Source organism: Halorubrum sp. PV6, from assembly GCF_003990725.2.
In the GTDB taxonomy this organism is placed as follows: Archaea; Halobacteriota; Halobacteria; order Halobacteriales; family Haloferacaceae; genus Halorubrum.
In genome coordinates this window covers 308,372-322,833 of record NZ_CP030064.1, presented here as the reverse complement: position 1 = coordinate 322,833, position 14,462 = coordinate 308,372, and the positions used below count along the sequence as shown (strand labels likewise).

Annotated in this window: 16 protein-coding genes; 7 read left to right on the top strand and 9 right to left on the bottom strand. The window is 70.4% G+C overall.

Annotated elements, in window-relative coordinates; genetic code table 11:
• Window positions 1-48 precede the first annotated feature (48 nt).
• Window positions 49-1,494, top strand: coding sequence for a tRNA(Ile)(2)-agmatinylcytidine synthase (locus DOS48_RS15265; RefSeq protein WP_127116576.1), 1,446 nt, complete (start codon window positions 49-51; stop codon window positions 1,492-1,494).
• A gap of 39 nt (window positions 1,495-1,533) precedes the next feature.
• Here DOS48_RS15265 and DOS48_RS15260 read toward each other — a convergent pair whose 3' ends face one another.
• The gene (locus DOS48_RS15260; RefSeq protein ID WP_127116575.1) at window positions 1,534-2,805 is read right to left on the bottom strand and encodes a PQQ-binding-like beta-propeller repeat protein; all 1,272 of its coding nucleotides are present in this window, start codon (window positions 2,803-2,805) and stop codon (window positions 1,534-1,536) included.
• 114 nt (window positions 2,806-2,919) lie between these two features.
• Between DOS48_RS15260 and DOS48_RS15255 the strand changes: the two genes are divergently transcribed.
• Window positions 2,920-3,285, top strand: a complete 366-nt coding sequence (locus tag DOS48_RS15255) for a VOC family protein (RefSeq protein ID WP_127116574.1) — start codon at window positions 2,920-2,922, stop codon at window positions 3,283-3,285.
• Between the two features lie 27 nt (window positions 3,286-3,312).
• Here the strand turns inward: DOS48_RS15255 and DOS48_RS15250 are convergent, their stop codons facing one another.
• Together DOS48_RS15250 and DOS48_RS15245 are read right to left on the bottom strand one after the other, a co-directional pair.
• Window positions 3,313-3,540: a hypothetical protein gene (locus tag DOS48_RS15250; protein WP_127116573.1), complete on the bottom strand. Its 228-nt coding sequence runs from the start codon at window positions 3,538-3,540 to the stop codon at window positions 3,313-3,315.
• A gap of 58 nt (window positions 3,541-3,598) precedes the next feature.
• Window positions 3,599-3,754 carry a hypothetical protein gene (locus DOS48_RS15245; RefSeq protein ID WP_168654237.1) on the bottom strand — a complete coding sequence of 52 codons (156 nt, stop codon included), beginning with the start codon at window positions 3,752-3,754 and terminating at the stop codon, window positions 3,599-3,601.
• A gap of 97 nt (window positions 3,755-3,851) precedes the next feature.
• Here DOS48_RS15245 and DOS48_RS15240 point away from each other — a divergent pair, with 97 nt between their 5' ends.
• The 5 genes from DOS48_RS15240 to DOS48_RS15220 all read left to right on the top strand — a co-directional run bounded on the left by DOS48_RS15240 (window position 3,852) and on the right by DOS48_RS15220 (window position 7,742).
• On the top strand, window positions 3,852-5,000 hold the full coding sequence (locus DOS48_RS15240; protein WP_127116572.1) for a Xaa-Pro peptidase family protein: 1,149 nt from the start codon (window positions 3,852-3,854) through the stop codon (window positions 4,998-5,000).
• Window positions 5,001-5,103: 103 nt separating this feature from the next.
• Window positions 5,104-5,391 (top strand): DUF5789 family protein, encoded by a 288-nt coding sequence (locus DOS48_RS15235; protein ID WP_127116571.1) that lies wholly within the window; start codon window positions 5,104-5,106, stop codon window positions 5,389-5,391.
• A gap of 86 nt (window positions 5,392-5,477) precedes the next feature.
• Window positions 5,478-5,924, top strand: coding sequence for a DUF302 domain-containing protein (locus tag DOS48_RS15230; RefSeq protein ID WP_127116570.1), 447 nt, complete (start codon window positions 5,478-5,480; stop codon window positions 5,922-5,924).
• A gap of 278 nt (window positions 5,925-6,202) precedes the next feature.
• Window positions 6,203-6,625, top strand: a complete 423-nt coding sequence (locus tag DOS48_RS15225; RefSeq protein ID WP_394353603.1) for a low molecular weight phosphatase family protein — start codon at window positions 6,203-6,205, stop codon at window positions 6,623-6,625.
• Between the two features lie 157 nt (window positions 6,626-6,782).
• A complete protein-coding gene (locus DOS48_RS15220) occupies window positions 6,783-7,742 on the top strand; it encodes a halo transducer protein (protein ID WP_127116568.1) in 960 nt (319 codons plus the stop codon).
• Window positions 7,743-7,805: 63 nt separating this feature from the next.
• Here the strand turns inward: DOS48_RS15220 and DOS48_RS15215 are convergent, their stop codons facing one another.
• The 6 genes from DOS48_RS15215 to DOS48_RS15190 are packed head-to-tail and all read right to left on the bottom strand — an operon-like array spanning window position 7,806 to window position 14,340.
• A complete protein-coding gene (locus tag DOS48_RS15215) occupies window positions 7,806-8,825 on the bottom strand; it encodes an AbrB/MazE/SpoVT family DNA-binding domain-containing protein (RefSeq protein ID WP_127116567.1) in 1,020 nt (339 codons plus the stop codon).
• 2 nt (window positions 8,826-8,827) lie between these two features.
• Complete coding sequence (gene phoU, locus DOS48_RS15210; RefSeq protein ID WP_127116566.1) at window positions 8,828-9,496, bottom strand: phosphate signaling complex protein PhoU; 669 nt, start codon at window positions 9,494-9,496, stop codon at window positions 8,828-8,830.
• A 6-nt stretch (window positions 9,497-9,502) separates the two neighbouring features.
• Window positions 9,503-10,417, bottom strand: coding sequence for a phosphate ABC transporter ATP-binding protein PstB (pstB, locus tag DOS48_RS15205; protein ID WP_127116565.1), 915 nt, complete (start codon window positions 10,415-10,417; stop codon window positions 9,503-9,505).
• Complete coding sequence (gene pstA / locus DOS48_RS15200; protein ID WP_127116564.1) at window positions 10,414-11,982, bottom strand: phosphate ABC transporter permease PstA; 1,569 nt, start codon at window positions 11,980-11,982, stop codon at window positions 10,414-10,416. Before pstA ends, pstB begins: the two co-directional genes overlap by 4 nt.
• Window positions 11,979-13,106 carry a phosphate ABC transporter permease subunit PstC gene (gene pstC / locus DOS48_RS15195; protein ID WP_127116563.1) on the bottom strand — a complete coding sequence of 376 codons (1,128 nt, stop codon included), beginning with the start codon at window positions 13,104-13,106 and terminating at the stop codon, window positions 11,979-11,981. The genes pstA and pstC overlap by 4 nt, the downstream gene beginning before the upstream one ends.
• A 46-nt stretch (window positions 13,107-13,152) precedes the next feature.
• The gene (locus DOS48_RS15190; RefSeq protein ID WP_127116562.1) at window positions 13,153-14,340 is read right to left on the bottom strand and encodes a substrate-binding domain-containing protein; all 1,188 of its coding nucleotides are present in this window, start codon (window positions 14,338-14,340) and stop codon (window positions 13,153-13,155) included.
• Between the last annotated feature and the right edge of the window lie 122 nt (window positions 14,341-14,462).

Genomic DNA, 14,462 nt, shown 5'->3' with positions numbered 1-14,462 from the left:
GCGCACGCGCGCCGAAACCGGTTTGTCCGGGTGTCTGAAATGGCGCGTATGCTCATCGTCGCCGTCGACGACACCGACTCCCGCGAGCAGGGGATGTGTACGACCTACGTCGGCGCGCGGCTGGCCGAGCGGCTCGCTGCGACCGGGGGACGCGTCCGTCGCCGCCTCCTCGTCCGGCTCAACCCGGCGGTGAAACACAAGACGCGCGGCAACGCCGCGGTCGCGCTCCACGTCTCGGGCGTCGACCCCGACGCGGCGTTCGAGCGCGCCGCCGAGACGGTCCGCGAGTTCGCGGCGGTCGACGACCCTCGAACGTCGCCCGGCGTCGTCGTCGCCGACCTGGGCGCGGCCGCGACGACCGCCGACCCGCGCGACCCGGACGGCGAGTGCGTGCCAGATACTCTCCTCCCGGAGGGGGTGACGGTTCCGGACGACGTGGCCGCGTTCGCCCGGCGCGCGCTCCGGCATCGGCTCTCGCTCGACGACGCGCTCGACATCGCCGACGGACACGGGTACCGACACGCGGCGTTCGGGACCGGCGGGGAGACCCCCGAAACGGCGGTCGCCGGCCGCGGCCGGATCGGCGCGCTCGCAGCGGTCGGCGCCGCGGGCGCGTTCGGCGACTGGACCGTCGAGCGCATCTCGTATCGCGAGCTGGACCGCTGCGGGACGCCGCGCGACGTCGACGCCGAGAGCGTCTTCGCCGCCGCCGACCGGGGGTACCCGGTCGTCTGGGACACCGTCGACCGCGACACGGGCGAGACGGTCTGTGTCCCGAACGCCCCCGGACCGATCCTCCACGGTATCCGCGGCGACGACGCCGCGGCGTGTCGCGAGGTCGCCGCGGCCATCGAGAGCGAACCGGTCGAGCGCGCCGCGACCTTCCTGACGAACCAGGGGACCGACGCCCACCTCGCGGCTGGTGTCATCGGCGACCTCCGCGACGGCGCCGGGTACCGCGTCGAGGGGGTCGTCGCGAGCGACCCGGAGACGAAACGCGGGGGACACGTCCACGTCGACGTGGCGGCGCCGGACGGGGCGCCCGACGACGACCCGGCGTCGCGGCTCCGGTGTGTGGCTTTTAAACCGACCGGCCGGTTCCGCGACCGCGTTCGGGCGCTCCGCCCCGGCGACCGGGTGACGCTCTGTGGCGAACACGAGGTCCGCCCGGCCACGGGCGACGCCGGAGGCGACGAGGCAGGTAGCGGCGAGACGGCGACGTTGAAAGTAGAGAAGTTCGCCGTACGCGACCTCCGCGAGACGGAACGCGTCGTCCCGACCTGTCCCGACTGCGAGCGGTCGATGTCCTCGGCCGGTCGGGGACAGGGGTACCGCTGTCGCGACTGCGGCACCGACGCGCCGGGGAAGGTCGCGGTCGGCGTCGACCGCGACCTTGCGCCCGGCTGGTACGAGGTGCCGCCGAGCGCCCGGCGCCACGTCGCGAAGCCCCTCGTTCGCGGCGGCTTCGACGGGCCGACCCACCCGGAGCGGTGAGGTCCCGCCCGCCCGAGGGGGCGACCCGGAGAGCGGTCGTCAGTCGCTCGCGACGAGTTTGTAGCACAGCCCCGCCTCGTCGGTGGCCTCGGGGGCGCGCTCGGCGTAGTAGATCCCGTCGTCGGTCACGAGCGGCGCGCTGGTGACTTCGCCGCGATTGGCCACGGACCAGGTGACGGAGCCGTCGTCGCGGTCGAGCGCGTACAGCTTCGTGTCGTACGAGCCGACGAGCACGTGGTCGTTCGTGGCGACGGCGTTCCCGGTGACCCAGCCGTCCGTGGGGGTCGCCCACACCTTCTCGCCGGTTTCGAGGTCGATCGCGTAGACGTTGGTGTCGTGGCTGCCGACGTACACCTCGCCGTCGGCGACCGCCGGCGCGCACATGACGCCGCCCGTCGCGATCGGGTCGGGGCTCCCCTTCGCGGTCTCCCCGCCGTCGGTCTCGAACTCCCACAGCACCGAGCCGTCCTCGACGTCGAGTCCCGTGACGGTTCCCGCCCACGAGGGGACCACGGCGACCCCGTCGCTGATGGCCAGCGGGAGTTTGATATCGCCGCCGGTGTCGTAGGCCCACTCGCGTTCCAACGACGGGAACGACCACGCGTAGCAGTGGCCGTCGTTCGACCCGAAGATGAGGCGGCCGTGGCTCCGGTCGATCGCGACGGTCGAGTGCGGGTGGTCGGTGGGGCGGCGGTCGCGCCACTCGATCTCACCGCTCGCCGCGTCCATCATGACGAGGCTCCCGTCGGGCGGCGAGTGTTCGACCGCGACGTAGAGCTCCCCCGCGAGGTAGGTCGGGCTGGCGGCCGCGGCGTCGCCGACCTCGGTCTGCCAGAGGATCTCGCCGTCCGCGAGCGCCAGCGAGGAGACCACGCCGTCGTAGGTGCCGACGTACAGCCGCCCGTCCGCGATCGCGGGGGTCCCGTGGCTGCCGCGCGTGGCGTCGCTTATCGAGGTCGCCCACGTCACCGAGCCGCCGGGCGCGATCGACTGCACGCGGCCGGTGTCGTCGGCGAGCAGGATCTGGCCGTTCGGCGCCGCCACCGGGCTCCCCTTCGTCGCCGAGTGCTCGCCGCGGTTCGCCGGGAGTTCCCACGCGGTCTCGACGGCGTCGGGTATCGTCGCGTCGACGTACCCGGTGTTCCGGAGGCCCTGGCGGAACTGCGTCGACACCTCGTCGGCATCGGCGGGCACCGTGGGCGCCCCGTCTGCCGGCGGCTTCGGCGGATCGGAGCCGGCACAGCCGGCGAGCCCGGCGGCGCCCGCGGCGCCGAGGACGCGCAGCCAGTCGCGGCGGGTTCGGTCGGTCATGACGGCTCATACCGCAGGGAGGACAAAAAGCCACGCTCCTCGGTGTGCCGCAGTCGAGTCGACGCGAGCGCCCCGCCCGGTGCCGTGAAGTGCGTCGTCTCCCAAGGGCGGGTCATGGCCGGCATCGCCTTCTACGCGACCGAGCGACACGACGAACTCGTCGATTTCTACCGCGACACGATGGGTGCGACGGTGCGGCTCGAACAGCCCGACTGCACGATTTTGGGGTTCGACAACATGCTGTTCGGCTTCTGTGAGCGCGACCGCACCGACGACTGCGGGACGCTCACGTTCGTCTATCCGGACCGCGAGGCGGTCGACGCGGCCCACGACCGCCTCGCGGCCGCGCCGGGAGCGAGCGCCGTCGAGACGCCGCACCGAAACGATCGGTACGACATCTACCAGTTCTTCGCCGCGGACCCCGACGGGCGGGCGGTCGAGTGTCAGGCGTTCCTCGACGACTCGGTGTCGCTCTCCTGACCGGACGAGCCGGCGGTCGCGTCCCGGTCAGTCGATGTCGCGCGCGTCGCGCCACGCCTTCGCGCGTTCGAGCGCGGCCTCGCGGGTGTCGAACCGCTCGCGCTTATAAACAGACTCGTCGACGGCCTGTTCCATCACGTCGAGGCGGGCGACGAACCCGCCGTCGCCGCGCTCGCGGAGCCGAACCGTCGCGTAGCCGTCGGAGCGCTCCCACTCGGAGATTACGTCGTCGTCGCGTCCCAGAGACCAGGGCATACCGGAGAGGGCGCGCGGCGCGGCTAAAACGGCGCGGTTCGCGGCCGGGAGGCGCGTCTCAGTCGCCGGCCCAGTTCCACTCGGTCGCCGGCGCCGTCGTGTACGAACAGGCCGGGCAGATCGCGTAGCCGAGCGGGTCGTACGGAACCGACGACGAGGGGACGGTCTCGTTACATTCGGCACAGTCGAACATCGACTCTTGGTTGATGTCCATGGACAGTATGTGAACCCATTGCATGTAGTTATGCGATCCCTACCGCCGCCGATCCGACGCCGCATATATAAACGGACGGCGGTCCGAGCCGACCGTGATGGAAGACAGCCACGCGGACCAAGACGTCCACGCGGACCGCCGAGCGAGCGCGGCGGCGCGACTCGGAGCGACCGGCGCCGACGGACTCGTCTGTTTCCCCGGTCGAAACCTCCAGTACCTCACCGGCTTCGACGAGGCGCCCGCCGAGCGGCACCTGTTCCTCGTCGTGCCGGCGGCCGACCGCGAGGGCGACGCGACCGTCACCGACCCGACCTTCCTCGTCCCGTCGCTCTACGAGACGCAGGTCCGAGCGGATACCAGCGTCGAGTCGGTCCGGACCTGGGACGACGGCGACGATCCGACCGCCGCCGTCCGGGCGCTGCTCGGCGACTGCGGGCTCCGGGAGGGCCGACTCCTCGTCGACGACACGATGTGGGCCACGTTCACGCAGGACCTCCGGACCGCCGCACCCGAGGCTTCGTGGGGGCTCGCGAGCGAGGCCCTCGGCGCCCTCCGCGTCAGGAAAGACGCGGCCGAACTGGACGCGATGCGCGCGGCCGCGGCGGCGGCGGACCGAACGGTCGAGGACCTCCGCGAACTCGGCGCCGACGCCGTCGGGATGACGGAACGCGAACTCGCGGACTGGGTGGCCGACCGGCTGGCCGCCCACGGGGGGTCGGGAACGTCGTTCGACACCATCGTCGCCGCCGGCCCGAACGGCGCGAAGCCCCACCACGGGTGTGGCGATCGCGAGGTTCGGGCGGGCGAGCCCGTCGTCCTCGATTTCGGCACGCGGGTCGACGGCTACCCCTCGGACCAGACGCGGACGCTGGTGTTCGACGGCGAGCCGCCGGCGGCGTACCGGCGCGTCCACGAGGCCGTCCGCGAGGCGCAGGCCGCCGCCGTCGAGGCGGTCGAGCCGGGCGTCACCGCCGGGTCGATCGACCGGGCGGCGCGCGCGGTCATCGAGTCGGCCGGCTACGGCGACGCGTTCGTCCACCGGACCGGTCACGGCGTGGGGCTCGACGTGCACGAGGAGCCGTACATCGTGGCCGACAGCGACCGGACGCTGGAGCCCGGAATGGTGTTCTCGGTGGAGCCGGGCGTCTACCTCGACGGAGAGTTCGGCTGCCGGATCGAGGACCTCGTCGTCGTCACGGACGACGGCTGCGAGCGACTCAACGACACCGATCGCGGCTGGCGGTAGGGGCTGGCGCGGCCGGCTGCGAGGCGGGCGGGCCGAGAGCGCGGGCGAGCGGTCCGTGGACCGCATCGAAACCATTACTGTCGCCGGAGCGAAAGCGCGGGGTATGAGCGACACCGACGAGGCCGAAGCCGAGGAACCGGCCGTCGAACTGGGCGAGGGGCCGGACGTGGCGGGCGAGCCGATCGCTCGCGTCGCGTCCCGGCTCACGTGGCCCGCGACGTGTAGCCACCTGCTCGCACAGGAGGGCGACGCGACGATCCGGACGCCCGACGGGCCGCAGAATCTGGACGACGTGCTGGCCGACTCAGAGGTTCCCTTGTTCGAGAGCCGCAGCGAGTTCGTGACCGAGGTCGAAGAGCGCGTCGGGCGCGGCCCGGTCGCGACCGAGTAGCGGACGAATCCCGTCGGCGCGGCGACCCCGTCGCGCCGGTTCTCCGCCGGCGCGAGTTTTTTGTCCCGCGGACGCAGATTTACGCTATGTCGATTCCGTTCGATCCACAGGAGCTCGACCCTTCGGAGTACGGCGAGACGCAGACGACGCTCGAAACCGACCACGAGTCGGCCATCGAACGCGTCCGCGAGGTGTGTCTCGACGCCGGCTTCGGGATACCCGTCGAGTTCTCCCCGTCGGACATGCTCAACGAGAAGGTCAACGCCGACCGCGATCCGTACTACGTCCTCGGCGCCTGCAACCCGGCGGTCGCCGACCGCGCGCTCGACGCGACCGACGGTCGGATCGGCGCCCTGTTCCCGTGTAACATGGTCATCCGCCAGGAGGCGCCGAACGAGCAGGTCGTCTACCACGTCTCGATCATGAAGATCGCACGGCTGCTCGGCCTCCCGACCGACGACGAGGAGATGGACGCGATCATCGCCGACACCGGCGAGTTGGTCGACGCCGTGTTCGCGGAACTGGACGAGTGAGCGTCGTCGATCGCCTGCGAGCGCGGTAGCAGATCCCGGAGCGCCGTAGCCGACCCCGGAGCGCGGTCGAGTCGGTCGGCGGCCGGTGGAGACGCGCGTTCAACACGAGGGGAGATGCACCCTCTCGGCGGACGGATCGTCCCCCGTCTTTTCTGAGCCAACCTATAGTCGACTCCGTACTGCTCTATAGCGGTCAATTGCGTTCTGAAGTAACGATTATGGTCGCACCTCTCGCATAGCGTGTCGTGAGCCACCACAACGGTCGACCGGAGCGTCGGATCGCCCTCGTGTGCGTCCAGAACGCGGGCCGAAGCCAGATGGCGGCGGCGTTCGCCGAGCGGGAACGCGACCGACGCGACGCCGGAGACCAGATCGAGATCGTCAGCGGCGGAACGCGACCGGCCGACCACGTTCACGGCGTCGTCGTCGAGGCGATGCGCGAGGTGGACATCGACCTCGGCGACCGGGAGCCGCGCGAGGTGACCCCCGAGGAGCTGCAGTCGGTCGACCTCGTGATCACGATGGGGTGTTCGGCGTCGGACGTCTGCCCCGCGACGTGGAACGGCGAGAACCGCGACTGGGACCTCGACGACCCGCACGGCCGCCCGCTCGCGGAGGTGCGCGAGATCCGCGACGAGATCGAGGAGCGCGTGGGCGCGCTGTTCGACGAGCAACTGTCGGCGCTCGCAGCGACGGAATGACGGGCGCAATCGGAGGCGACCGGCGGTCGAGCGAAGCCGGTCGGGGGCGTTCCCGGCCGAGCGCGGCTCCCGTCGCCCGCGGGCCGGCGGCGACCCCGCGACACGCGAGCGAGCCGAAGGCGACGGGAACACGCCGACGAGCCGGGGGCGCGGACCGATGACCGACGAGCAGCCGACCGAGGCTCGAACCGACCTCGACGGCCTCTCCATCGACCGGGCGGTCGACGCCGTCGCCGAGGGCGCTGGCGACGCTGGCGAGCTGCGGGAGACCCTCGCGATCGTCGCGGAGGACGGCGTCGTCCGGCGGTCGGCCGTCGACGACGCGGTCGCGAACGCGTCGATGGTCGCGACGACCGCCGAGACCCGAACGGAGCTGGCGGGAGGGCAGTTGAGCGACGTGCGCGAGACGGCCGCGCCGGTGGCCGATCTGCCCCTCGTGTCGGCGCGGCTCGACGACTACGAGGCGCGCCTCGACGCGGTCGAGGACCGGTCCGCGGCCCTCGGCGACGCGATTCAGGAGATACTCGATAGCAAGGCCGACGGCGACCTGTACGAGATCGCCCGGCAGATTAGGCGGGTCACGAACGCGGCGAGCGACGTGCAGCGCGCCGCCGACGACCTGCAGTTCGAACTCGACTCGTTTGAGGGGTGGCTCACCGACGCCGACCAGCGCACCGAGGAGCTCCGCGGCGACATCGACGCCCTCGCGGAATCGGTGGACGAACTCGACGACACCGCCGACGCGCTCGACGACGACGGAACCGGGCCGGACCGCGACCCGGCGTCGACGTGGGTCGCGGCGACGACGCAACACCGCGTCGCCGGCCTGATGATAACCGACCTCCGTGCGGAGCTGGCCGCCCTTCGGACGTGGGCCGCGCGGGAGGACGGAACCGAGAGCCCGCCGGACGACGTCGACGCGCGGCTCGACGCGGTGGAGTCGACCCACGAGGCCGTCGGGGACCGGCTCGCGGCCTGTGCCGACCCCGAGTGGACCGCGGCGTTCGACGACCGACTGGCGTCGCTAGACGAGCGGCTCAGCGCGATGGAGCCGCCGGTCGAGTGGGGCGAGGTCGAGGCCGTCGTCGCGGAGCACCGTCCCGCGGACGGACGGTAAACTCAGGCGGAACGCGGATTTCTGGAGATAAGTAGCGCGACGCCGCGAGCGCCGCGGCGACGCTCACAGGTCGACGTTCGCGTCTCGGATGGCCGCCCGCGTGGCGATGTCGGCCACGGACTGCCCGCAGTCGGCCACTCGCCGCAGGTTCGAGAGCGTCTCCGACAGCGCCGCGGCCGCCGGCACCGACCCGGTGAGCGAGCCGTCGTACAGTCGGTCTTCGAGCGCGTCGAGCGCGTCGAGCGCGTCGTCACACCGGCGTCTCGCTTGCCGCGCCTGCCCCGCGTCCTCCGAGAGCACCGCGGTCACGGCGTCGTCGACGCCCTCAGCCGCGTCGTCCGAGACGGCCCGCAGTTCGGTCCCCGTCTCCGCCGCGGGCGGCTCGGAGAGGCGCGCGCCGGCGGTCGCGATCCGGACCGCGTGGTCCGCGACGGTACCGAGCCGGTTCGCGGTCGCGTAGTAGGCGAACAGCTCGGCCCGAGAGACGTCCAGCGCGTCCAGCTCGGCGTGCGAGACCAGCGACCGACAGAAGTGTCGCGTGACCATCGCGACCGACCGGTGTGCCTCCGCGGCGCGTTCGCGGATGCGCGTGCCGGCGTCTGCGGCGTCGAAGAACGCCTCGACCGCGTCACAGAGCAGCGAGACGACGACGTACTGCAGCTGGACGATAGACTGACAGATCGAGACCGACGACGTGTCCAACAGCTGTCTGACCGTGATCGCTCGGTCGGCCTCGGCGGTGACGTTGGTGCCGACGAGGTCTCTGGCCGCGGCTCTGGCGGCGTTTCGCTCCGCGTCCGAGAAGGGCTCGTCCCGGCGCAGCGTGATCGTCTCGAAGCCGAGCTCGTGGGTGAGCCGGACGAGCCGTCCCACCGCGTCCGGACCCCCCTCGTCGACGGTGACGGTCGCGTCGTCGAGCCGGGAGACGTCCGCCTCCGACGACCGGATGAGTATCGACCCGTCGCGGTGGGTGTACAGCTGTAGCTGCATCCCCACCTCGAAGCTGTGTTCCGTCGCCCACTCCTTCGGAATCGAGACCGTGAACGTGCCGCCGCCGACCTCCTGCAGCTTTCTGGTCTCCATGGTCAGTAGATGAGGTCCGGGTCGCCGTCGCTCATGTACAGCGTCCGCGCGGCGATGTTGACGGCGTGGTCGCCGACGCGTTCCAGGTCGCGGATCGTGAGCAGCAGCCGCGACACGTCGTCGAGCAGCTGTTCGACGTCCCAGCGATCGGTCTCGCTGGCGATGAGTTCGCGGACGACGGTCTCGCTCGCGTGCTGACACGCGGCGTCGAGTTCGTCGTCTCGATCGGCGATATCCCGACACGCCGCGGGGTCGGCGCGCGTGTACGCGTCGACGGCGTCTCCGAGTTGGGCGGACGCGAACTCGCCTATCGTTTCGACCTGGACCTCGGGAGCGATCTGTGGGCTGCCGGCGAGGGCGTACCGGGCGAGGTTCGTCGCGAGGTCGCCGATCCGTTCGAGGTCGGTGAGGATTTTAAACGAGGCAGCCACGAACCGGAGGTCCGAGGCGACGGGCTGTTGGAGCGCGATCAGGTCGATACAGTCGCTTTCGAGGTCGAGGTACTGCTGGTTGATGCGGTCGTCGCCGTCTATCACCTCGCGAGCCAGGTCGTGGTCGCCGCGTTCGAGCGCGTCGAGCGCGTGCCGGAGCTGGTCTCCCACGTCGTCGGCCATCGCCTCGACGTCGCGCTCAAGCTCGTCGAGCGAGTCGCGATAGTCCTCACGAGGCATGGGCGGTCACCCGAACTTCCCGCTGATGTAGTCCTCGACGCGCTGGCTCTCGGGGTTCTCGAAGATTTTGTCGGTGTCGTCGTACTCGACGAGTTCGCCGCCCGTCAGGAAGACGGCGGTCTGGTCGGACACGCGGGCCGCCTGCTGCATGCTGTGGGTGACGACGACGACCGTGTAGTCCTCCGCGAGGTCTTCGATCAGGTCCTCGATCTTCGAGGTGGCGATCGGGTCGAGCGCGGAGGCCGGCTCGTCCATGAGGATGACCTCCGGGTCGACGGCGAGACACCGAGCGATACACAGGCGCTGCTGTTGCCCGCCGGACAGGCCGAGCGCGTTGTCGTCCAGCCGGTCGCTCACCTCCTCCCAGAGCGCGGCCCGTTCGAGCGACCGCTCGACGAGGTCCTCCTCGCGCTCGGGCTCCGCGCGGCCGGTGAGCCGCGCGAGGAGCCCCGTCTCGATGTCGCCGTGCTTCCGCGGGCCGTACGAGACGTTCTCGCGGATCGACTTGGGGAACGGGTTCGGGCTCTGAAACACCATCCCGACCCGCTTGCGGAGCTCGACGAGGTCGACGCCGTCCTGATAGATTTCCTCGCCGTCGAGCTCGACGCTCCCGTCGACGCGAGCGGCGCGGATACGGTCGTTCATCCGGTTGAGACACCGGAGGAACGTCGACTTCCCGCAGCCGGACGGCCCGATGAACGCCGTCACGCTCTCTTCGGGGATGTCCATCGAGACGCTCTTCAGGGCGTGGTCGTCGCCGTAGTGAACGTCGAGGTCGTCGACGGCGAGTTTCGTCTCGCCGCCGGCCTCGTAGTTCGTCCACTCCGGGCGCGTCGTCTCGACGGTCTCGCCGGCGGTCGTGGAGATCCCTTGGTCGTCGGTGCGGTTCGCGGTCGTCTCTGTGGTGTCCGTCTGGCTCATTGGTGGAGTTTCTGTCTGAAGTAGTAGCGCGTCGCGATACCGCCCGCGTAGAAGACCAACACGACGAGGAGCAGCGTCAGGGCCAGCCCCCACGCGTACTCCTGTGGGTTCTCGATGTTCCCGCTCAGCCCCGCCGTGATGAGCGCGTACAGCTGGTACGGCAGCGCGCTCGTCGCTTCCAACAGCGCGGGGTTGCTGACGAACGGCGGCGACGTGCTCAGCTGGAAGCCGCTCAGCACGTTCGGGGCCGCCGACTTCGCCGGAAGGACGCCCCCGCCCATGGTGAGGAGGATGGGGGCCGTCTCGCCCGCGATGCGGCCGACGCCGAGGATGACGCCGGTGGTGACTCCCGGAATCGCCGCGGGGAGGACGACGCTCCGGATCGTCTGCCACTTCGAGACTCCGAGCGCCGCGCTGGCGTCGCGGTACTCGTCGGGCACCGCGAGGATGGCCTCCCGACTGGTGATCAGGACCAGCGGCAGCAGCATGAAGCCGAGCGTCAGCATCCCGGCTATCAGCGACTTCTGGTTGCCGAAGCGGGGGATCAGGAACGCGGCGCCGAACAGGCCGAACACGATGCTCGGGGTGCTCCAGAGCCCGTTCGTCGCCACCTCGACGACGCTCGTGAACCGGCCCTGCTCGGCGTATTCGCTGAGGAACACGGCCGCGCCGACGCCGGTTGGGACGGCGAAGAGGACCGCCCCGATGACCAGCCAGATCGTCCCGACGAGCGCGGGGAACACCCCCGCGATGTCGGCCAACAGCCCGGCGCCGTTGGTCAGGAACGGCCAGCTGACGAGCGTCGACCCTCCGAGGGAGACCCCGTTGAACAGGCCGGGGATCCCCTTCGCGGCGACGAAGGCGACGAGCCCGACGAGCACCGTCAGGATGGAGCCGACGATGAGGTAGATGAGGACGTACGCGCCGACGTTGCGGCCGCGGGCGCCGAACCCGCCGTACGCCTTCGCCGCGCTCCAGCCGACGACCAGCGAGGCGAAGAGCACCACCGCGGGGACGACGACGTCGCCGAACAGCGTCGCGTTGTACCCGGAGAGCGGCTGGGTCCACGACGGGCCGACCGCGCCGGAGACGAGCAGCGCCCCGGCGAGGCCGCCGACGAGGCCGGCGGGGACCGTCGAGCCGATGTCCTCGCGCGGGAACGCCGTCGCGGCGAACGCGACGCCGCCGACCGCCGTGCCGGCCCCGAGCCGGGCGACCGTCCCGAGCCCGAAGGCGCCGGAGACGACCGCGCCGATGGCGAACCAGATGGCCGTGAACGCCCCCGCGGCGACGACGCCCGCGCTGGACTGGGGAGCCGTGTCGACGTAGCCGAACCGCGACGCGACCCCGAAGCCGACGACGGCCCCGCCGAGCGCGAGCAGCAGCCCGCCGAACACCACCGACAGGGAGACGCCGGCGATGGGATCGCCGATGCCGACGACGTCGAACAGCGCCGCCAGCGCGAGCGTGAACGCGACGCCAGAGAGCCCCACGGTCAGCCCCGCGACGGCCTCGTAGACCGTGCGGTCGTCGCGGACGAGCGCGGTCTGGGTGGAACGGCTCATTCCGCACCTCCGAGGCGGCGCCGCATGCGCGCCTCGATGTACTGCGACGCGAGACTTAGACACAACACGGTCACGAACAGGACGACGCCGGCAGCGAACAGCGCGCTCTCGTGTACCCCGTTCGCGCTCCCGTAGCCGCGCGCGATGAGCGAGGTGAGCGTCTCGTAGCCGTAGAAGACGTTTATAAGCGGCTCGCTGATCCGCGGGACGCCGGCCAGCATCACCGTCGCGGCCATGGTCTCGCCGATGGCCCGTCCCACGCCGAGGAGGACCGCCGCCGAGACGCCTGAAAAGGCCGCGGGAAGCGTGATCGCGGTCATCGACTGCCAGTCGGTCGCCCCGAGCGCGAGCGACCCGTCTTTCATCACGTCCGGAACGCTCGTCAGGGCGTCTTCAGCGACCGAAACGACGGTGGGCAACGCCATCAGCCCGACCACGATGCCCACGAACAGGTACGTCGACCCGCCGTTGAGGGCGAACGCGCCGCCCGCCCACGGGTTGATGACGGTAAATCCGATGAACCCGTAGACGATGGAGGGGATGCCCGCCAGCACCTCGATGCCGGGCTTGACGAGCTCGCGGACCCGCGGCGGGGCGATCTCGGCGATGAAAAGCGCCGCGGAGACGCCGAGCGGAGCCGCCACGAGCGTCGCGATGCCCGTCACCATCACCGTTCCGTGGATCATCGGCAGCAGGGAGTAGCGGACGGGGTCCGAGACGGCGTCCCACCGGGCCTGCGTGAACATGCCGAGCCCCGGGACCGAGACGCCGAACACCCGCGCCGACTCGTACTGAAACGCCGGGATGGATTCGGCGAAGATGAACACGACGATGAGGCCGAGCGTCACGAGCGTCACCGTCGTCATGGCGAACGTGACGGCGCGCGCGACGAGCGCCTGGTGGCGCACCCAGCCGTAGCCGCTGGCGACGAGGAACGCCCCGAGCGGGACGGCGGTCCACGGCGACGCGAGGAGGAATCCGACGAAGGCGGCCAAAAGCGACCCCATCGCGACGGCGACCACGGCCAGCGCCGCCGGGTCGGTGTCGTCGATGAACTCCTGTGTTCTCGTCAGCCGTCGGTCGATGCTATCGCGCCAATCAGTTTTGGGGGTAATGGATGACATAGAATGGGGCCGGGCCGCGAAGCGAGCGTCCGCGAAGCCGAGGTGGTTACGCCTGGTCGGGGAGCTTGGCGCGCTCGGATTCGATGTCGGACGTCGGCAGCGTGATGTAGTTGACGTCCTCGACGAACGTCTTCTGGCCGAACTCGGTCAGGAACATGTTGAGGAACGCGGCCTCACGCATGTCCGTCCCGCTCGGCGTCTCGTCGTTGATCCGGGTGTACATGTGCAGGTCCCGGTTCAGCGGGTACTCGGAGTCGAAGATGGTGTTCTCGGCGTCGGCATCGGGACGGTAGACGGTGCCCTCGAAGTCGATGGCGATCGCCTGAATGCCCGAGCCCGCGAACGCGAGCGCCATGTAGCCGATGGCGTTGTCGTTGTCTTGGAGGACCTGTTGGACCTGCTGGTTCTGGCCGAACCGCGAGTCGACGTCCATCGGCGCGTCGGCGTCGCCAAGCATGTTCAGTCGGAACGAGGTGTCGGTTCCCGAACCCTCGGCGCGGCCGACCACGAAGATCTCCCGGTCGGGGCCGCCGACGTCGCTCCAGTTGGTGATGTCGCCCTGGTAGATGCCGCGGATCTGATCGCCGGTGAGCTGTTCGACGCCGGCGTCGTAGATCTCCTGGCTGACGAAGACGGGCTGGCCGTCACGCCCGACGACGTGGTCGACGTAGTTCTCGTCGCGCTCCGACTCGCTGATGTCGAGCTCCGCGGTGATCGGTCCCGAGGAGTTCCCGATGTCGACGAGGCCGTCGCGGACCGCCTCACAGCCGGTCCCCGAGTGGCTCAGCGCCACGCGGGTGGCGAAAGGCGGGTTCGACCGCTCGCCGCTCGGCTCGAAGCCGTACAGGCTCGCGAAGTAGTCGGCGATGTTCATGTCGGTCTCGATCTGGTCCCAGCCGGCGACCGATCCTTCGCTGTTGGAGCCCCAGTACTCGCCGTCGCTCGCGGGCGAGTTCGAGTTCCAGTAGGAGCTCCCCTTGTTCGAGATGGGGTACACCGTCGACGACCCCTCGGCGGTCACCGTCGCCGGCGCCGACGACTCGGATTCGATCGTGTTGCTGCTGTCGCTGCCGTCGCTGCCGTCGCTGCCGTCGCTTCCGTCGCCGCCGTCGCTTCCGTCGCTTCCGCTGTTACCGCTGCACCCTGCGAGGCCGGCCGCCCCGATGGCGGCCGACGAGAGGAGATACTTTCGGCGTGATACCGCGCCAGCCTGACGGCCCGAATTACCAGACATCAGGTGTGAACAGGCGGTTTTCTATTAAACACGTTTATAATAGGGGGCTGTACCGCTACTGCATACTACGCCCGTACCAGTACCGGATCGGTGCAGTCGGGACTGCTACGAACCAATATATA